This window comes from Bacteroides cellulosilyticus (assembly GCF_020091405.1).
Taxonomy (GTDB): domain Bacteria; phylum Bacteroidota; class Bacteroidia; order Bacteroidales; family Bacteroidaceae; genus Bacteroides.
Genome location: NZ_CP081903.1, coordinates 3,756,222 through 3,776,168, shown reverse-complemented (window position 1 = coordinate 3,776,168; position 19,947 = coordinate 3,756,222). Strand labels below are relative to the sequence as shown.

16 protein-coding genes are annotated in these 19,947 nt (G+C 44.7%); 8 read left to right on the top strand and 8 right to left on the bottom strand.

Annotated features, from left to right (window positions below; translation table 11 throughout):
* The first annotated feature begins 2 nt into the window (after nucleotides 1-2).
* The 5 genes from K6V21_RS13685 (at nucleotide 3) to K6V21_RS13665 (ending at nucleotide 4,150) form a co-directional block, all read left to right on the top strand.
* Nucleotides 3-296: a hypothetical protein gene (locus tag K6V21_RS13685; RefSeq protein ID WP_115502689.1), complete on the top strand. Its 294-nt coding sequence runs from the start codon at nucleotides 3-5 to the stop codon at nucleotides 294-296.
* Between the two features lie 8 nt (nucleotides 297-304).
* Nucleotides 305-595, top strand: a complete 291-nt coding sequence (locus K6V21_RS13680) for a cell division protein ZapA (protein ID WP_217715846.1) — start codon at nucleotides 305-307, stop codon at nucleotides 593-595.
* A gap of 138 nt (nucleotides 596-733) precedes the next feature.
* Nucleotides 734-2,269 carry a ribonuclease Y gene (gene rny, locus K6V21_RS13675; RefSeq protein ID WP_217715845.1) on the top strand — a complete coding sequence of 512 codons (1,536 nt, stop codon included), beginning with the start codon at nucleotides 734-736 and terminating at the stop codon, nucleotides 2,267-2,269.
* 132 nt (nucleotides 2,270-2,401) lie between these two features.
* Nucleotides 2,402-3,163, top strand: a complete 762-nt coding sequence (locus K6V21_RS13670) for a copper homeostasis protein CutC (RefSeq protein ID WP_217715844.1) — start codon at nucleotides 2,402-2,404, stop codon at nucleotides 3,161-3,163.
* 15 nt (nucleotides 3,164-3,178) lie between these two features.
* Nucleotides 3,179-4,150 (top strand): hypothetical protein, encoded by a 972-nt coding sequence (locus K6V21_RS13665; protein WP_224318953.1) that lies wholly within the window; start codon nucleotides 3,179-3,181, stop codon nucleotides 4,148-4,150.
* A 27-nt stretch (nucleotides 4,151-4,177) separates the two neighbouring features.
* On the opposite strand, the gene K6V21_RS13660 is transcribed toward K6V21_RS13665, so the two are convergent.
* The 4 genes from K6V21_RS13660 to K6V21_RS13645 form a co-directional block, all read right to left on the bottom strand.
* Complete coding sequence (locus K6V21_RS13660) at nucleotides 4,178-6,841, bottom strand: transglutaminase-like domain-containing protein (RefSeq protein ID WP_224318952.1); 2,664 nt, start codon at nucleotides 6,839-6,841, stop codon at nucleotides 4,178-4,180.
* A 53-nt stretch (nucleotides 6,842-6,894) separates the two neighbouring features.
* Complete coding sequence (locus K6V21_RS13655; RefSeq protein ID WP_044533012.1) at nucleotides 6,895-7,308, bottom strand: DUF2141 domain-containing protein; 414 nt, start codon at nucleotides 7,306-7,308, stop codon at nucleotides 6,895-6,897.
* A gap of 83 nt (nucleotides 7,309-7,391) precedes the next feature.
* Nucleotides 7,392-9,332 carry a TonB-dependent receptor plug domain-containing protein gene (locus K6V21_RS13650; protein WP_224318951.1) on the bottom strand — a complete coding sequence of 647 codons (1,941 nt, stop codon included), beginning with the start codon at nucleotides 9,330-9,332 and terminating at the stop codon, nucleotides 7,392-7,394.
* 149 nt (nucleotides 9,333-9,481) lie between these two features.
* Nucleotides 9,482-10,426 (bottom strand): LytTR family DNA-binding domain-containing protein, encoded by a 945-nt coding sequence (locus K6V21_RS13645; RefSeq protein ID WP_224318950.1) that lies wholly within the window; start codon nucleotides 10,424-10,426, stop codon nucleotides 9,482-9,484.
* Nucleotides 10,427-10,713: 287 nt separating this feature from the next.
* On the opposite strand from K6V21_RS13645, the gene K6V21_RS26675 reads away from it, so the two are divergent.
* Nucleotides 10,714-10,848, top strand: a complete 135-nt coding sequence (locus K6V21_RS26675) for a hypothetical protein (protein WP_007215668.1) — start codon at nucleotides 10,714-10,716, stop codon at nucleotides 10,846-10,848.
* 64 nt (nucleotides 10,849-10,912) lie between these two features.
* On the opposite strand, the gene K6V21_RS13640 is transcribed toward K6V21_RS26675, so the two are convergent.
* The 4 genes from K6V21_RS13640 to K6V21_RS13625 form a co-directional block, all read right to left on the bottom strand.
* Nucleotides 10,913-11,287, bottom strand: coding sequence for a YccF domain-containing protein (locus K6V21_RS13640; RefSeq protein ID WP_118295162.1), 375 nt, complete (start codon nucleotides 11,285-11,287; stop codon nucleotides 10,913-10,915).
* Nucleotides 11,288-11,329: 42 nt separating this feature from the next.
* Nucleotides 11,330-13,258 carry a heparinase II/III-family protein gene (locus K6V21_RS13635; RefSeq protein ID WP_224318949.1) on the bottom strand — a complete coding sequence of 643 codons (1,929 nt, stop codon included), beginning with the start codon at nucleotides 13,256-13,258 and terminating at the stop codon, nucleotides 11,330-11,332.
* 130 nt (nucleotides 13,259-13,388) lie between these two features.
* The gene (gene dinB, locus K6V21_RS13630) at nucleotides 13,389-14,492 is read right to left on the bottom strand and encodes a DNA polymerase IV (protein ID WP_217715838.1); all 1,104 of its coding nucleotides are present in this window, start codon (nucleotides 14,490-14,492) and stop codon (nucleotides 13,389-13,391) included.
* A 26-nt stretch (nucleotides 14,493-14,518) separates the two neighbouring features.
* Nucleotides 14,519-14,848 carry a PAS domain-containing protein gene (locus K6V21_RS13625; protein ID WP_224322044.1) on the bottom strand — a complete coding sequence of 110 codons (330 nt, stop codon included), beginning with the start codon at nucleotides 14,846-14,848 and terminating at the stop codon, nucleotides 14,519-14,521.
* A gap of 268 nt (nucleotides 14,849-15,116) precedes the next feature.
* On the opposite strand from K6V21_RS13625, the gene K6V21_RS13620 reads away from it, so the two are divergent.
* Nucleotides 15,117-16,712, top strand: a complete 1,596-nt coding sequence (locus K6V21_RS13620) for a DUF6377 domain-containing protein (protein WP_224318948.1) — start codon at nucleotides 15,117-15,119, stop codon at nucleotides 16,710-16,712.
* Nucleotides 16,713-16,915: 203 nt separating this feature from the next.
* Nucleotides 16,916-19,930, top strand: coding sequence for a SusC/RagA family TonB-linked outer membrane protein (locus K6V21_RS13615; RefSeq protein ID WP_224318947.1), 3,015 nt, complete (start codon nucleotides 16,916-16,918; stop codon nucleotides 19,928-19,930).
* Nucleotides 19,931-19,947: the final 17 nt, after the last annotated feature.

Here is a 19,947-nt window from a genome sequence, read left to right as displayed (position 1 = left end):
TAATGACTGACGAAGAAAAGAAGCGATTAAGTACCTTTGAAGCGAGACTGCGTCATTTAGTCTTTTTACATGACGAATTGAGGCGCGAAAATGCTGAACTAAAGCAACTTCTAAAAAACAAACAAGAAGAATGCGAACAGGTACATGCTGAATATGAAGCTTTGGAAGATGACTATACGAACCTAAAAACAGCAATGACAATCAGCCTTAACGGCAGCGACGTAAAAGAGACGAAACTGCGATTGTCCAAATTAGTGCGTGAAGTCGATAAATGCATCGCTTTGTTGAACGAATAACGAGATGTATGAACGATAAGATAAAGATAAACCTACAGATGGCTGGCACCACCTATCCCCTCACCATACCGCGTGAAGAGGAAGAAATGGTGAGAGAAGCCGCCAAACAGGTGGATATACGGCTCAATGCGTATCGAGAACATTACCAGAATGTGACTCCTGAGAAGATTATAGCCATGGTGGCCTATCAATTTGCCTTGGAGAACCTGAAAATGAAAAACCGAAACGACACCCGCCCGTATGCCGACAAGATAGAAGAACTGACCGAGGTGTTGGAAACATACTTTAAAGGACTGTAAACGTCCGGAAGACTTTTCAATAGCACCAGAGCCAGCAAAAGATAAAAAAACCGCGCACTGTGTAAAAGTGACCTTCAGAGAACGGAGGCGACTTTTCTGCAGTGCGTTTTTATTTATATATACTTAAAACAAATTGAAATGACAGTAACAATACTAGTATCCATTGCCTGTTTCATTATCGGTGGATTTCTGTCGTACATGTTCTTCAAGCACGGCTTGAGGTCCAAATATGACAACATCCTGAAAGAAGCCGAGACTGAAGCGGAAGTGATTAAGAAGAATAAGCTGCTCGAAGTGAAGGAGAAGTTCCTGAACAAAAAAGCAGACTTGGAGAAAGAAGTAGCGATCCGCAACCAGAAAATTCAGCAAGCGGAGAACAAGTTGAAACAACGTGAGTTGGTGCTGAACCAACGCCAGGAAGAGATACAGCGTAAGAAGTCGGAAGCTGAAGCGGTGAAAGAAAACCTGGAAGCCCAGTTGGTTATTATCGACAAGAAGAAAGACGAACTGGATAAACTGCAACAGCAAGAGATCGAAAAACTGGAAACCATTTCCGGACTCTCGGCCGAAGAAGCTAAAGAACGCATGATCGAATCTTTGAAAGAAGAGGCCAAGACGCAGGCACAGTCCTTCATCAACGACATCATGGACGATGCCAAGCTGACTGCCAGCAAAGAAGCAAAACGTATCGTAATACAATCCATACAGCGTGTAGCTACGGAAACTGCCATTGAAAATTCAGTGACCGTATTCCACATTGAATCAGACGAAATCAAGGGACGCATTATCGGTCGCGAAGGCCGCAATATCCGTGCACTTGAAGCCGCAACAGGTGTGGAAATTGTAGTAGATGATACGCCGGAAGCTATCGTATTATCGGCTTTCGACCCTGTACGTCGTGAAATTGCCCGCCTGGCACTGCATCAGTTGGTGACTGACGGACGTATCCACCCGGCACGTATCGAAGAAGTTGTATCTAAGGTACGCAAGCAAGTGGAAGAAGAAATCATCGAAACCGGTAAACGTACTACGATTGACCTCGGTATCCATGGTTTGCATCCTGAACTGATCCGTATTATCGGTAAGATGAAATATCGTTCTTCTTATGGTCAGAACCTGTTGCAGCATGCCCGCGAAACAGCCAACCTCTGCGCTGTGATGGCATCGGAACTGGGTCTGAACCCCAAGAAAGCAAAACGTGCCGGATTGCTGCATGATATCGGTAAAGTGCCCGATGAAGAACCGGAATTGCCGCATGCACTCTATGGTATGAAGCTGGCTGAGAAATTCAAGGAAAAACCGGATATCTGCAACGCTATCGGTGCCCACCACGATGAAGTGGAGATGACGAGCCTTCTGGCACCCATCGTACAGGTATGTGATGCTATCTCAGGTGCCCGTCCGGGAGCACGCCGCGAAATTGTTGAAGCTTACATCAAGCGACTGAACGATCTGGAACAGTTGGCAATGGCCTATCCGGGTGTGACGAAGACGTATGCTATCCAGGCAGGTCGTGAGTTGCGCGTAATTGTTGGTGCCGATAAGATTGACGACAAGCAGACTGAAAACCTTTCCGGTGAAATCGCGAAGAAGATACAGGATGAGATGACGTATCCGGGACAAGTGAAGATCACGGTAATCCGTGAGACACGCGCAGTAAGTTATGCGAAATAAATTGTAAAGATTGAAATTAGTGATAAAGAGGTGGGGAAACAAAAAATCCCTGCCTCTTTTTGTTTTCTTTGTTATTCACGAAACTGTTTCTTATTTTTGCATCCACAAACCAAGTAATCCTGATTGTCAATTATGGAGCCATATCAATTTGAAGTTTGTGCCAACTCCGTAGAGAGTTGCCTTGCCGCACAGGCAGGGGGAGCAAACCGGGTGGAGCTATGTGCCGGAATACCGGAAGGAGGTACTACCCCATCCTACGGAGATATCGTCATTGCCCGGGAAGCCTTAACAAAGACTCTTTTGCACGTCATCATCCGTCCCCGTGGCGGAGATTTTCTGTACTCCCCTATCGAGCAACGCATTATGCTGAAGGATATCGACAACGCCCGTCGATTGGGAGCAGACGGAGTTGTATTCGGTTGTCTTACCGCTAAAGGAGATGTAGACCTGTCCTTAATGAGGCAGTTGATCGAAGTATCACAAGGCATGTCCATAACGTTCCATCGTGCTTTCGACGTATGCCGCAATCCGCAGGAAGCGCTGGAGCAAATCATAGAGTTAGGTTGTAACCGTATTCTTACTTCCGGTGCACAGGCCACGGCCGAACAGGGTATCCCTTTATTAAAGAAATTGCAGCAGCAGGCAGACGGGCGTATTATCCTATTGGCAGGTTGCGGAATAAATGAAAATAATATCGCTCACATCGCCATGGAAACCGGTATCCGGGAGTTCCACTTCTCAGCAAGAGAGACCATCGAAAGCAAAATGCTGCATAGGAACGGAACTGTTTCGATGGGGGGTACTGTGAACATAGAAGAATATCAACGCCCTATCACTACTGTAGAACGTGTAAAAAAGACAATCAAGACGTTGACCGATCCTATTAAGAATTAATTTAAAACAGTCAATATGAAGGCATTAAGTGTAATCACTTTATTTACTCTCCTCAGCATTTCATGTGCGCATGAAGCTAAAAAACAAAGTTCCCTAAACTCTACTTCCGACACCATTGCGCCTGCTTTCCTGAAACAGGAAGAAGCCGCACTCCTACTTCAGAAAGAAGATGAGCATATCCGCAGATGGAGCTCATTTGATTTGGCTTCACACACTGTTGGTATCGAAGGCGGAAAACAGGGATATTTGCAGTTTGCCGGCGCACAGACCCGTAATTGGAATGACGAGGAAACGGCTTTGCTTCGGAAATCGTCTCAATCCATCAATCAGATTATCCGTGAAAAAAGCCTGAGACTCCCTTTCCCTGAAGAAGTCAGATTAATAAAATCAACGATAAAAGAAGAAGGTGGCGCGGGAGGATACACCCGAGATACTTACATCGTACTTATTGACAGGTTGCTCGAACATCCCGAATATGCAATCAAATTGCTGGCACATGAAGCATTTCACGTCCTTACCCGGAACAATCCGGATTTCCGCAAGAAAATGTACAGCATCATCGGTTTTAATATTCTTCCGAAGGAAATAGAATTTCCCGAAGAGTTGAAAGAACGGTTTATCTCCAATCCGGATGTTATCCGCCACGACAGCTATGCTACTTTTACCATCAACGGTGAAAAGAAAGATTGCTGCATGGTTATTTATTCAACCAGCCCTTATGAGAGAGGTAGCTTCTTCCAATACCTCAACATTGGCCTCGTTCCCATCGACAAGAATACCTGCAAAGCGATTGAGAAAGAAGGTAAGACAGTGGTTTACTCTATTAACGAAGCCTCTGATTTTTATGACAAAATGGGACGTAATACTCAGTACATCATTGACCCGGAAGAAGTGTTAGCCGATAACTTCAGTTTATTGCTGACAGGAATGACAGAGGGGTTACCCTCACCGGAAGTGATACAAAAAATGGAAGAGGCTTGCAAATAAGCCTCTCCCACTCTATTGTTGCTTTTCTTATAGTCCTTTCACCGTTTTCATTAACTGCTCACCCAAGCCGATGGTATAACCCTGTGAAACAAATACCACGCGATTGAAGGTATCGGCAATGATAAATATGGGCAATGTATCTTTACGTTTCAGCTTCATATTCTTCACAATCTGCTGAGCTATGTCTTCTGTGTCGATTCCATAAATCACAGTATTGGGTAAACCGGAGAAGTCAGCAGCACGATATTTGCCGGCCTGTTCCTGATTCGGGAAGAGTAATACAAGCTTTCTACCCCATTTCTCCAGATCGGCTTTCAAAGCAGAGATATCCCGTAAGGCATGGTTTGTAGGCTCCTGGTTCACCCCAAGAATACCGACAACGAAGTATCCACGGCCACAGGCTTGAAGCAGACTTTGCTTGTTGCCGCCTTCCAATGTTGTGAACAAGCTCTCCGAATTGAAGTTTCCGATAACCTGTACTTCATCTTTATTTTCACGCATCACCAGTTTCGTTTCTGTACGTCCACCTGCTTTCACATTCAATGATGTCATTTGCGCCAATACACCACCACTTGCCAGGCGGGTACCGGTTACCAGAATATAATCTCCGGCATCCAGAGATGTTCCCTCCTTCAGCAAACTGCTCCATGTAACGCCGCCACCCATGTCTGTGTCACCCTCATCATAAGACAACAACTGTAAATTACCTTGCGGAGTTACTTTGGAAATAGTGAAATGAGAATAATATTTCGGATTATCCAATGACTGAATCGGTGTATATTTAGCTGCAAGCCTGCCCCTCTGCGCAGGTGCCTGTCCGGCTACTTCGAAGTTCACATCTATGGCTCCGTCGTCAGTTATCAGCTGTACTTTACCCGTCACCTCATCAATGCGTGCGGGAACTCCCATGCTGCGCGCCATGGACACGAAGAAGATATCACGACTGTGGGCATCGGCCAAACGTGCTTTCCACACACCTTCGGGAGATACAGGAGGTGCCCCCAGATTACATACCTTGTTCACCTGGATGTTCTTTGCCACCCATGCAACCATCTTCATAGGCTCTGCCACATAAGCCTCAACATCTTCTTTCGAGATCACCTTGCCAAAGAAAGTCTTATACGGAGTCAACATTTCATTGCTTACGCGCGGGTTACGCACATATTTACGGAAATATCCGGCATTCGTCGTACGCACACGAGACTGCATGTGATCTATCAACACATCCAGACGAACATCACGAAGGTCTTTTGCCGAAATCTGCTGCAAAAGGTCTATCCCTCCTTTCCTGGAGTTATCAGAACGCAGACGAGTCATGAACTCACGAATCACTCTGTAATTTCCACGGGCTGCAATCAGAATTTTGGCTACTGCATCCCGATCTAACTTATAATCTCTCGCAAAATTGCGTGCTGCCTCTTCCGAGATGAACTTACCCACATAAGCATTACGAATAGAGTCTTCTATTGCCAGTCTGCGGTCATTTTCCGCCCGCTGTTCCGGCGTCACGTCGGGTAAGTTGGCACTTTCTGCGGGAGGCACGATATCAATATCTACCGTGAAACTGTCACCCGCTTCCTTATCAAGGGTTACGGTCAGCTCCGCTTGCTTGCCAAAGGAAAGTTTAGAGAAACCGAAACGGCCATCTTTGGAGGCCCAGACAAGCATATCCCCTTTTCCGGCAGTCAGTCCGCACACACCACCATCGTCGGTATGTTTCGTTGCTACGGTATAGAATTCCGCATAATTGTAGAGTTTGAACTCCACGCAGGCGTCAGGAACCGGATTTCCCGCTTCATCTTTCACCATAACCTTGGCTTGCGCTGTAGGCGCATAATTATCAATCACATTGATTTCCGTATACGTGGGGTTAACGGACATTACTTCTTCTTTTCCTTCATAACGTCCGAAAACCTTTGTATGCATCAACATTCCGCGACTGGCAGGGGCATTGAACCAACCAAGATCCAGTACCGGTTCCGGTTCGCAGGCACCCAAGAAATGCCATTTACCATCTGCCCAGGCTTCCACCCATGCATGGTTATCGTCCGTATGTGCCCATCGTGGTGTATAAACCTGCCGTGCCGGAATACCTACCGAGCGAAGTGCCGCCACCAGCAAGGTAGATTCTTCGCCACAACGCCCGTAAGCAGTACTCACTGTTGCCAGTGGTGAACTGGTACGGGCATCGGAAGGCATATAGACGGCTTTCTCATGACACCAATGGTTCACTTCCAGGATGGCATCATACAAAGAAAGGGATTTCACACGGTCTTTCAACTCCTTATAGAACACTACCCGCGCACTATCCAGTTGTTCGTTGTTCACCCGCACCGGAAGTACAAAATGGCGGAACAAATCTTCGGGAATGGTCTTTCCCCAAGGCATTTCCTCTGCGGCACGCTGGGATGCGCGGATATTCATTAAGTGAAATTCACCGGGATAATCAGTAATATCCGCCAGTGGCATATAGGCATAAAGGAATTCCAAGGCTTCCTGCTCATAAGTGCTCAGCGAAGCATCATCCAGTATCGTAAATAGTTCTCCCTGCGGCATCAGAGCCTTCTTTTGCTGAAAGTCCTGCTCCACGCGCGAACGATACGAGGCATCGGTCATGAAATGGGATTCTCCACAGGCAGCAAGCAGACAAAGTAGCCAGCATATTCCGAAAAGTTGTGTAGCTCGTCTCATAATACTTACATTAATTAAGGTGTGAGCTACAAAGTTAAAGAATTATCTGAAGTTTATTTCAGATGTACCACTAAAGTTGTATCCTCAGAGAAGGTAAAACTGCATTTTTCGTAAGAAGGGGGGCCCATAACGCCTTCGGCATCATTGCTGAAACCAAACTTCTCCACAGGAATACCGAAAGCACCGGTATCCAATTTACCATTTCCATTCTCATCCTGATACATAGAGAAGGCATAAGTTCCTGTCGGGAGTCCTTTACAGGGGATAGACACAACTTTATCCTTCACCTCTACTGCAAAACCGGCAAGCGGCTTCTTCATGAATGTCTCCTGAGAGTTGTAGATGGCAACATAGAGTTTACCAGCCACATTTTCAATACCACGTACTTCCAGAGTAAGATTTTGTGCAGACAGACTTTGAGTTGCAAAAGTCAAAACACATACGAAACTAATAATCATTGCTTTCATTTGAATTGTTTTTAAAGAGTTTATAAATAGATACGCGGACGACACGGATTAGGCGGACGAACACGGACCTTTTTTTAATTAAATTAGAAATTAGAAACATCATAAGCCGCCTTCTTCCCAAGTGTGATAAACACCCCGATATAGAAGAAATGATCGTTTGAAGCCAGAATAGCTTTATTATTCACCCGCCCAAACTCATTTTTCCGACAAAGGATATTGGTAGCAGAAGCATGGATAATCACCTTCTTACTAGGCAGGAATGTCAGTCCGAGATCAAGACTGTTATAAGGCTTCACATGATCATTCATCAAGCCCGGTAAATCCGGATTATGATAGGGACGCCCACTGCTGAAACGGTTCGTCAGACCGACTATCGTGCCGATTCGCGGAATGGAATACTTCAGCACTACGGATGCATTGTGCCGAGTGGCATATTGCGGAGTAGTCAGTTCCGTATATTCCTGAAACTTCCGCTTAGCAATATTATACGTATAGGAAAGCTGGTATTCCAGATTCTTCAACAGAACACGGTCATTAAAGAATAAGTCGAAACCTTTACTGTAACCATGACCACCGGAAGTCAGCATTTCCGCTGCATTTACCGTTCCCTTTTCCACCAATGCCAGACGGTCATATTTCTTATAATAAAGTTCAGCCTTGTAGAAACGTCCATCACCCTCATACTGCGCACCCAGATTATACTGAATGCATGATTCCGATTTCAACTTGTTTTCCTGAGCCAGTAATCTGCTAACCGGCAACTGTGTATATCGTCCCGCCGTAGCTGAGAGCACTACATCTCCCAAATAGTAATTAACAGCCAGACGGGGTGAGAAATTCACCTTTTCATTCAATGAAGTATATTCTGTGCGGACAGAAAGTTCCGCCTTCAATTGCTCCACCGGATAGTAAGTTGCCGAAAGAAAGCCTGCACTGATCGTCGGATTGATTTCATGATGGCTATCTATTCCCTCCGCCTCTTTCATCTGATATTGATAACGATTCTCATACCGGCGGATAAAGCTCTCCACTCCCATATCCAGACGAAAAGCCGGAGAAATACGCTTGAACACTTTTGCCTTTGCATGAAGTTCCTGTTGTTGTTCCATCCAATGATCTGCCGAAAGTGATACATTACCTATCTTCTGTTCAAAGAAAGAGAATGCTGCACCTGCAAACCAGTTCCATCCACCGGAAGTACGCTTACGGAAAGTTGTATTAAGATAGAAATTATTCTCATTCAGATCGAACAGTCTACGTTCAGCGCCTTCATAATTGGAAAAGTCAGTATGATCATAGCCGCCATAAATCTTGAAAAGCGTAGCATCATCGGGATGATAGCGGAATTGTGCCGATCCGGTCATCATCCGGTAGGGATCTTCAAAATCCGTACGTCCTGAATAGATATGATCATAGACACATAAGTCCTGATAATCCAGGTTCACCGAAAGTGAACCTTTATCGAAAGCCCGTGTACCTCCTCCACCGAAGCCTACCGTAGAGGCATTGATGCCTAACTTATTGATAGGGCTCTTATCCTTTGTCTCCAATGGTAACACAGCCGAGAGTGCATCCCCGTATTCCAACGGAGCCCCGCCCGATTCCAGATTGACACCACTGAACATAAAAGTGGAATAACGCCCGCGCGCCGGTGAGTTTATACCTGTAGCCGTATAAGGATTCAAGACGTGCATTCCGTCAATGTATGTCTGTGTTTCATCACTACTTCCGCCGCGCACCAGCAGCCGGCCACTTTCTCCTTGTACCTGCGTGCCCGGCAGTGTCTGCAATGCCTGATACAAATCACCGTTTGCACCTCCCACGGTCACCAGTTCCACCGGCCTCATATCACTCCAACGACTGTTGGCAACAGGCGTTCTTTTACCTTTCACTACCACTTCCTTCAAATCTACACTATCATTGTATAGTTGCAAGAAAACGGTATCCGTCACAGCTGTCTGCGCCTCCAAGTGCTGCACCATCAGCAATACACTTACACTAAAAAGTAGAATCAATCTTTTCATTTTATCTATGTTCTTTACGATTTCCGTCAGCAAACATAGACTAAGAATTTCAGGCAAAAAAATATCCGGGACAGACTACCCGGATATGTGACAAACAGCACTCCTCCTGTGACGAATGGCTGTATTTTTCTTTATTCTGTGACGAATGACTACCCTTCCGTATCCCCTTCTATCAGCGTTTTTATCTCTTTTGCATAGCCTCTGGAAACCGGAACTTCTTCCGTACATCCTTCCAGTCTCAAACGGTATCCTTGTGAGTTTCCATCTACTTTTACCACAGTGTGTATGTTCACCAGAAAGGCCCGATGACAACGGACAATAAACGGACAGGCAGCAACTGCTTCTTCCGCCTGCTTCATAGTAGCCCGCACCAGCTTTTGCTGCATCTTATCCGCACTACTGTAAGCTACTCTAATATAATTTCCTTCTGCTTCTACATAAAATAAGGTATGGGCATCCACTTCCAGCATTTCTTTCGTTCCGCCGGAGAAAACCAACTGCATAGGAGTTTCTTCTTCTGCTACTTCTTCTACTGCCCTACCTTCTCCTATCTGTTCCTCATTCCTTGTCCGAATCTTCTCCTTCTGGGTATTCTCTCTTTTCGCAAGAGCGTAGTTAATCTCCGTTGCCTCCTTCAGATTACGTACCAGCTGCAAATTACGATTCCACATCAAAAAGAAGACAATAGGGAAAGGAGCAAGAACCGCCACCCAAGCCAAACTTATCAGAAATCCTTTCCAGCTCAGTATGAATGAACCAAATACCCAAGCCGTATAGAAACAGTTACCTATCGCAATCAGCAAACAAGCTCCCAAGGTCCCTAACAATTCGCGGCCTAATGTCCAGTTCTTCTCACTATGATAACGGGGAAACAAAGCTGGAAACAAATACGTGGAGATACTCAGTGCCAATGAAGAAACCACTCCATAACCTAACACTACCCAGAATTTATAGCCTCCCATCATAGAAATGCCAAAAGGCTGCAACACAAAAAGGATCAGAAACACTATAAGTGAAGGTATTATCACGCTTTTCCATCTCTTCACCAATGATGGATAAGGGCTTCGTAAAAGTGTCAACAGTTTATTTATCATTATGACTTCCTGTTTGTAAGGGTTGATTATGTGTAAGATGCTGCAAAGGTATACAAATTATTAATAGATCGTACAAAGATCATTTATTCCATTTTTAGTCATATTTTTGTAATATGCACATAGCAAAACTAGGGATTTCTAAAGAAAAGCGAATAAAAAGCGCATTATTTTATGTTTTAAAACATATTTCTCGTGAACAATTCGTATCTTTGCAGCGTTAATAAGAGAAAAGAAAAAGATGTAAAACCCGCTTTCCGAAACGCGGAAAGCACAAAAAGATGACAATTATGAAAAAGAATGCAAATGAAATTTTTATGTTACAGTACCGTATTAAACGCTATCAAGCAATGGGAAACGGAACTATGTGCCAGGCTTTGAATGGCAAACTTCAAAAACTGCTCGCAAAGCAGGCTACCATGTAAATAACACCTTTAAATAAAATGAATGAGGGCGGAAAACCGAAAGGTTTTTCGCCCTTTTCTTTTATCAGTCGCTTACAATGTCTTTTCCAAAAGGCGTCAAAGCCAATCCTGCCAGTTTGAAATGCTGTAGTCCGAAGGGGATACCAATAATGGTGATGCACAGCACCACACCGAATGCCAGATGAGAAAGGCAAATCCAGATACCGCCCAGAAGTATCCACAACACGTTCATCAGTATATACAGACAACCACCCGAACGTTCACCGCTCCGCACCGTTTTGCCAAAAGGCCATAATGCAAGTGAAGCCATTTTCAGAGTTTGCATACCGAACGGAATACCGATAATGGTAATCATCATCAATAAACTGGCAACAAGATATTCTATAGCGGTAAAAATACCTCCGAACACCAGCCATAATAAATTCATAAAACATCCCATAATTTTGCGTTTCTTATATTCTAATACGCAAATATAGTTTTTTTATTTAATAACAAACTTATACTTACCTGTTAATCGCGCATCTTTATCTTTCAAGGCAATACGGTAAATCTCCGTTCCCCAAACATTAGAAAGACGTGTATCAGGCAAATTGATCGTTTCAACGGTTGCTATGAATTCACCGGGATATTCCAAAGTTACTTTCTGTCCCTGTACATCTATCGTCACCTTTCCGGGCACGGAAATATCCACCTTTCCCCAAGTAAGGAAGTTCACCTGATTAGGTTCTTTCGCTGATTTCAAGGAGAAATTATCGGTAATCGTCAGTTGCTTATCACCCAATGAATAGGCACGTGTCCAGTTATTTACCTCGGCTTCCTCCGGATAAGCAGTCGCAATGTTCGCTGAGAAGAAACGTTTTTTCGGTTGGCAGACAACATCCGTAGCCTTATAATTCTGTCCGAAACTCTGGGGTACTCCGTTTATCATCGGCAGGTTATGGTAATTACTTTGCATGGTCCAGATGGTATAACGTTCGTTACTGAATGTCTGACGTGTATAAGTTCCTACCCCCGCATCAATCAGCACAGGTATCGTATTGACATACAATGAAAATGTGCCTACATCATTATGATTATGACTTTCATTATTGAATCCGCCTTTCGTAGCCAGGAACCAGCCGGACTTATTGGTCAGATAGCAGAATTCCGTTTCAGGATACCAGGTACAAGCAGGTATGGTATGGGCAGCAGTCGTCTTTTCCAGTTCTCCATTCCATAATATGGACTGCAAGGAGCGGAAAGTGTCATTGCCCAAAGGCACAGAAGGACGCTTACCATCCAACAGATAGGCAGCAAACTGCATCATTTCCTCACTGCCGACCGCACGGCCATAACGGTAAATCAACTGTGCATCGCCTCCACCCTTGGCAGAAGCATCCGCAAAGTTCACTACCCAACCGTTTCCTACATACGTACGACTGATATATTCTCCCATCCGGCGAATCATTGGTTCATTGAAAAGAGATACTTTTCCAGCTGTTCCATCCGAAAGTATCTGAAGATAGTCATACATTTTCCCGGCTGCATGTCCCCAATAAGACGGTCCTTCTTCACAAGCACCGTCAGCCTTTACAAAATTGATGAACTTGTCTACCGACTGCATGCTGCGCCAAACAGCCTTTGCCAGGCGGTCACGGTCATTCTCTAATAAAAGATAGCATTGCAATACATTGGAGTTACACCAAGGATTCCAGTTATTGATAATCATTCCCGGTTTCCATTGGAAAGCCATCCACCATTCCCGGTCATTGTTCATATAAGGATCGAGAATGCGTTCCTGCAAAGTATGACGCAAGCGCTGAGAGATTACAGGATCTATTTTATCGAAAGAATCATGGAAGAAGTAATATACCCACGACAACATGGAACCGAAGTTTCCCGAACCCAGATCAATCACCTGTTCGCGATAATCGGGCAAAGAGCGTTTGGTGCTCTGGCGTACCAGATGGGCAGAAAGTACCCAGGAAGTCATCTCGCAACTATAAAAAGCTCCATTTATCAGTTGGTCGATAAACCGTCCTTTTCCTTCGGCAAGTTCGGCAAGCATCAGGACGTTGATTGCTTTCCGGTTGGCCTCATAGGGATTTTGCATAATGTTCCGTTCGCCGCTACGTTCATATTCCAGATAATCGGTGGCGCGGATTACTTTCCATCCGTAATTAAGCATTTTCTCTCCGGCACGAATCAGATTTTCTTTATTGGTACCCAGCAAAGCATCCCAACCGGCACGGTCGGTATAAGCAGGATAAGGTACCCATTTCTGATTCATCACCAATACCTCTTTCAGTTGTTCTTCACTACCGGCAGCTTTTTGCAAAAGATTCCGTTCAGTATATGCATGTGCAGAGACACCTGCTACAACAAGCAGGCAGAAAGAAAGGAAAATACGGAAAAGCGTGTTCTTCTTCATGATATTTAAAAGTTAGATTATCTGTTATATGATGAGGCAAAAGTACACAAGTTCCGCCAGAACAGTGTACCTGATTATCCGTAGTTGGGTACAAAATCATCCATTTGTATATCGGTTTAATAAATCAAGTTCATTTCCAATCACTAAACTCAAAACTCAACTGTTCCCAAACGCCCTTCTCCTCTGTCTCCTCCCGCGGATTAGAAACAGAGAGGCCTATCAGCCGGATAGGATGGTGTTCATAATCCACTTCTTTCAGTAATTGTTTCGCCAAGGGAAGAATCACATCAAGAGTTATTAATTCTTTGGATTGCGTAATACTACGGGTTATCTGGTTGAAATCATGAAATTTGATTTTCAGCGTCAGTGTGTTTCCTCTAAAATCTTTATGTTCCAGACGCCCAACCAGTTCCACCGCAGTATGATATAACTCGATGATAACCGATGAACGTTGCGAGATATCTTTCTCCAATGTATGTTCACAGCCGATAGATTTACGAATACGCACCGACTCCACCGGACGAAGATCAATACCTCTTGCACAATCATAATACGATGAACCGACTTTTCCGAACTCACGCAGTAACATGGCCTGTGAACAGGCTCGCAACTGTTCTCCATTGTGAATCCCTAATGAATGCATCTTCTTTGCCGTCACCGGGCCTACGCCCCAGAAACTCTCGATGGGAAGACGGGCTATAAAATCCAGCGCCTGGTCAGGGTGGATGGTACACAGTCCATCCGGCTTGCGATAGTCCGAAGCAATCTTTGCCAGGAACTTATTATAAGATATACCGGCGGATGCTACAAGATTAAGTTCTCTCTGTATCTTCTGTTTGATTTCCTTGGCAATGTCCACAGCCAATGGAATGCCGGATTTATTCTCTGTCACATCCAGGAAAGCCTCATCCAACGAAAGCGGCTCAATGATATCCGTATATTCATGAAAAATTTCATGTATCTGGCGGGAAACATCCTTATACACCTCCATCCGTCCGGGCACAAAGATAAGTTGCGGACAAAGCCGCTTTGCTTTCGTGGATGGCATAGCCGAACGAACTCCAAAGCGACGCGCCTCATAACTGGCAGCTGCCACTACACCACGTTCTTCGGCATAACCCACTGCAATAGGTTTTCCGCGCAACTCTGGATTGTCACGCTGTTCTACAGATGCGTAAAACGCATCCATATCTATATGTATGATTTTTCGTTCAGTGCCTTCGCAACACATCATGCATAATCACCTTTCCATTTTACGATTCATTTCCTCACATAGTGTGGCATCTCTCCGGGTATCTCCATGGAAATCTCTACCAGGCCTCCCACCACACCATCCTGTTTCCATGCCGTCTGATAAATCATTTTCCTGACTCCGTTCTTCTCAATGGTATAAGCATTGATACCTCCCGTTTCAAGCAGTTCGCGTATCTTGTCCTGCGATTGCGGGTTATGACAATCAAATAGATTCTTGCCTATCAGATTGCCATGTTTGGTAAACGTGCAGCATGCTTTCTCATTCATATAAAGGATGACTCCTTCTGTGTCACATACGGTTACGGCACAGTTCATTTCATTAGCCCATTCGTACATAGTTTTTGTTATAAAGTTACGGTTCATACCTTTTACTTTTATGCCCCCAAAGATAATGTTTTTCCCAATGACACTCTTATTGCCTATCAACAAAATCTTTGAAAGACTGAAATCACTCAATTCTCTGATATTATACTGAACTTTACAGATATGCTCTTAATTAATATCAGTTCCTATAAATAAGTTAACGACTATTTTCTCTTACTCACAGGCAATATTTAAAATAAATCTCTAAATTTGCAGTACTTTCTTAACCCACATACATATTATGAAATACCTATTCAGCCTCTTGCTCCTCTGCCAGATTATTGGACTGTCCGCCAAAGAACGTGTGGATTCTATACTCTCTGTCCTTGATAGCGAGATAGAACACCGTGAAATCTACTACCAACAGAAAGAAAAGAAGTTAGAAGACATAAAACAGCAATTCCGATACGTCAAGAACCAGCAGGAAAAGTATAATCTCTGCAACCGTCTGTTCAATGAATACATCACTTATCAATACGATTCAGCTTACTCTTATGCCATACAAACGGAAGAAATATCACGCCAGTTAGTAGATAAGAACCTGTCGGCTGAGGCGGATTGTAACTTACTTTATTGCTATCTTTCCACCGGACTATTCAAAGAAGCATACGACATGATGAAATCCATCCATGTGGGAGATGTTACGGATTCTATCAAGTCCGATTACTATCAACTATGCATGAGATTATACTCCGACATGAGTAGTTACAATGAAGGAACGCCTTTCAATGCAGACTATAACCAGAAGATAACACTCTATTGTGATTCCGCCCTGCTCTATACTCCCGAGAATTCCTTCTATCACCAGAAGATAGAGGCTTTCAAATTCAGTGTGGGCGACAATGAGAAGAAAATACAGATGTACAAGCAAATGCTAAATGATTACGACGTTTGTCCACATGAAAAAGCAATCATCTACTCCATGCTGGGACGTATGTACATAGGGATGGGAGATTTTGAACATGCCATTTACTACATGGCACTATCAGCTATACAGGATATACGGTCGGCTACACGGGAAACGACGGCAAAGAAGGAACTGGCAAGTTATCTGTACGGAAAGGGAGACGTTCTGCGTGCCAGCAAATACATTCAGATTGCACTGGAAGAAACGAACTTCTACAATGCCCGACACCGTAAGATGGAAATAAACACTATACTCCCCATCATTGAAAAGCAGCGCCTGACAATGATAGAAGAGCGGAAAAGGGAAGTGACAATATCATTGGCAGTAATGAGCCTGCTGGTCATCTCACTTTTAGTCACCCTGTCCATCATTTATAAACAAATGAAAAAGCTGAGAACTGCTAAACAATCCATTCAGCAGCAATTCAATGAAATATCAGAAGTGAATGGAAAACTACAAGAGTCCAACGAGATCAAGGACCAATATATCTTCCAATCTCTTTATGGTAAATCCGATTATCTGGACAAAGTAGAGAATCTGCTGAAAAAACAGGATCGTAAATTGAAGGCACGCCAATTCAATGATCTGCAAATCACGCATAAGGAGTTCGATATAAAGTCTGAACGGGAGAATATGTTCTCATCCTTCGACCAGACCTTCCTGAAGCTCTTCCCGAATTTCCTGACGGAATACAATAAATTCTTCCGCCCGGAAGACCAGGTGATTCTGGATGAGGCAGGCAACTTGCCACCAGAGTTGCGCATCTTTGCCCTGATTCGTATGGGAGTGACCGAGAACGAGCGGATTGCTAAGTTCCTCAACCTATCTATTAATACTATATATGTATATAAGGCACGAGTAAAAGGAAAAACAATTGTGCCGAAAGAAGAGTTCGAAGAATACATTATGCAAATAAAGAAAGGAATTTAGCCACGCAATATCTCTAAAAAGGCTCTAAAACAGACCTTAATTTTCCGTTGAAAGGAGGAATGCATTGATTTGAATATCAGAGCATTTCTCCTTTTATCATTCTATATCCCGTCTTCATTGCTTTTTTCTCCCGCCTATCCGAAATACATTTGTCCCAAGGAAAAAATTCATTGAACCTATTAACTCATTTAAATCACTGTACCATGAAAAAGAAAACTAAGATTTATCCTTGGAAAATGTACTTTCATGTACTCCTTGGAATGTTCTTCCTGCTCCCTGCATTACTGAATGCCCAAAACACAACCATCAAAGTATCGGGAATAGTGACGGACACTAACAATGAACCTCTGATCGGTGTATCTGTTGCAGAAAAAGGAACCACCAACGGAGCCATAACCGATGTCGACGGTAAATATTCGCTGACCGTCCGCCCCACAAGTACCCTACGCTTCTCCTTCATCAGCTACAAAACGCAGGAAGTGAAAGTAGACGGGCGTAAGACTATCAATATTCGTATGGAAGACGATGTACAAGCTCTGAACGAAGTAGTCGTTATCGGATACGGAACGCTGGATAAGAAAGAACTTACCTCTGCCGTATCACACATCTCCAGCAAGGACTTTCTCCATATCAGCAGTCTGGACCCTTCCATGATGATACAGGGAAAAGTGGCCGGTGTATCCGTAACCAACACAGCTGCCGCCGACCCTAACAACCAGGCAAGTATCCAGATTCGCGGCATTTCCTCACGTGCTGCCGGATTGGGCCCGCTGATCGTAATCGACGGCATTCCCGGCGGCAACCTGACCAATATCAATCCCAACGATATCGCCTCCATGGATATTCTAAAAGACGGTGCAGCCTCCGCCATCTACGGTACACGGGGTAGCAACGGCGTAATCGTCATCACCACCAAGAAGGGATCACGCGACGGTAAATTCCATGCCACCTATAATGGTATGCTGACCGCCAGTATTCCTCTGCATGAACTCGACCAACTGACTGCCGAAGAGTTCCGCGAATACCGTGTTCCCAACAATCCGACCAGTGACCTGGGTGGAGCTACCAACTGGATTGACGAGATTACCCGCACCGGTTTCACCCATCAGCACACCGTCACACTGTCAGGAGGTACCAGCCAGAGTAATTACCGTGTCAGTGTGGATTACCGCAATGCGACCGGTATCGATATACGTTCCAGTCGCGAAGAGTATGGTGCACGCGCCTCTATCAACCATACCACAAAAAACGGGCTGTTAGATTTCTCCGTAAATATCGCACCGCGTATCGCTTACCGTGAAAATTCCTCCTGGGATGCCTTCAAGATAGCTATGGACGCCAACCCCACTACCCCACTGTTTGATCCGGAAAACCCGAATCTTTACTCTGACTTCACCGGACAGGAAGCCTTATGGAATCCTGTAGAAGAACTGAAGCTGGAACAAAACGGTGGTGAAACCAAACTATTGGATTGGGATGCCACTGTAAAGCTAAACTTACTTCCTCTACTCGCCAAAGACGGTCATTCCATTCATTCCCTCAGTACGCAACTGACTTTTGCCGACCAGCAATCGGATAATTTCGACTACTGGTTCCGTCCTTCCACAAGCCGCCTGGCAATGAAGAACGACTATAAAGGAGAAGCCAGCCGCACTTACAGCAAATACCGCCAGCATAGTCTTGAATGGCTGGGCAACTACGCTATGGAATTGAAGGGACACCGTGCCCGCGCCATGGTAGGCTACTCGTATCAATACTTCCAGAATTCAGGTCTGAATGCCGCCAATAAAGATTTCTCTTCCGACGGGCTTCTGTACAACAACCTCGGTTCCGGTGAATGGGCCAAGGAAGAAGGACGCAACGAAATGGGCACCAACAAAAGCGACTCCAAACTGATTGCTTTCTTCGGCCGCCTGAGTTATGACTACAAGAACCGCTACCTGATGACCGCTTCTCTGAGATACGAAGGTTCCTCCCGTTTCGGAGATGACAATAAATGGGGTTACTTCCCCGCCGTATCTGCCGGCTGGCGTATCAGTGAAGAGGCTTTCATGAAAGACATCATATGGATTGACGACTTGAAAATACGTGGTGACTACGGTGTAACCGGTAATCAGGATTTCGGCAATTACCTGTCCTTGTCTACCATGAGCAGTTTCGGCAGTTACTACTACAACGGCCAATACTTCACCGTATGGGGTGCAGGTAAGAATCCTAATCCGGGACTGAAGTGGGAAAAAGGTAAAAACTGGAACATCGGCGTGGACTTCAGTCTGTTTAAAGGAATATTGAGCGGTTCGGTCAATTACTACAACCGTAAGCAACAAGATTTGCTGGGCGACTACAATGTGCCCGTTCCTCCCTACTTGTTCTCTACCACTTTTGTCAATGTAGGTACCATGCGCAACACCGGTATCGAAGTCGACCTGAATATTCAGGCCGTGAAGATGAAAGATTTCACCTATACCGTCAATCTGGTAGGCGCCACCAATGAGAACAAGTTCCTCAAGTTCTCCAACAACGAGTTCACCGGACAGAATTATTACGACCTGGCGAATATGGAAAGCCCGAATCAACCGGGCAAGTTGCAACGTATAGAAGAAGGACAACGCCTGGGTAATTATTACACCTGGAAGTATGCCGGTATCGATGCCGATGGCGACTGGGTAGTATGGAACAAAGACAATACGGAGATGATTAAAATATCCGATGCCAAAGAAGAAGACAAGCGGGTAACCGGTAACGGACTTCCCAAATTCACAGCCTCCATGACCAATACCTTGACGTATAAGAACTGGGGATTAACCATCTTCCTTCGCGGTGCTTTCGGCTTCGACCTCTTCAATGTACACGACTTCTACTGGGGCATTCCCAGTATGCAAAGCAATGTGCTGAAAAAAGCATATACCAAGAATGCGGCCATTAAGAAAGGTAAGAATGTGCTGACCGACTATTTCATAGAACGCGGCGACTATGTGAAGCTCGATATGGTAACCCTGAGCTACACTTTCCAAATCAACAACAAGTGGCTGGACAGTGCCCGCCTCTACGTCACCGGAAAGAATCTTGCTACCATTACAGGTTTCAATGGCGTAGATCCTTCGACTTACCAGACCAACGGATTGACTCCGGGTGTGAACCTGAACGGTACGGAAGGTACCCGCCGGTACTATCCTTCCACTACACAGGTCATGTTCGGTGTCCAATTAGACTTCTAAATGTATAACCTTAAAAA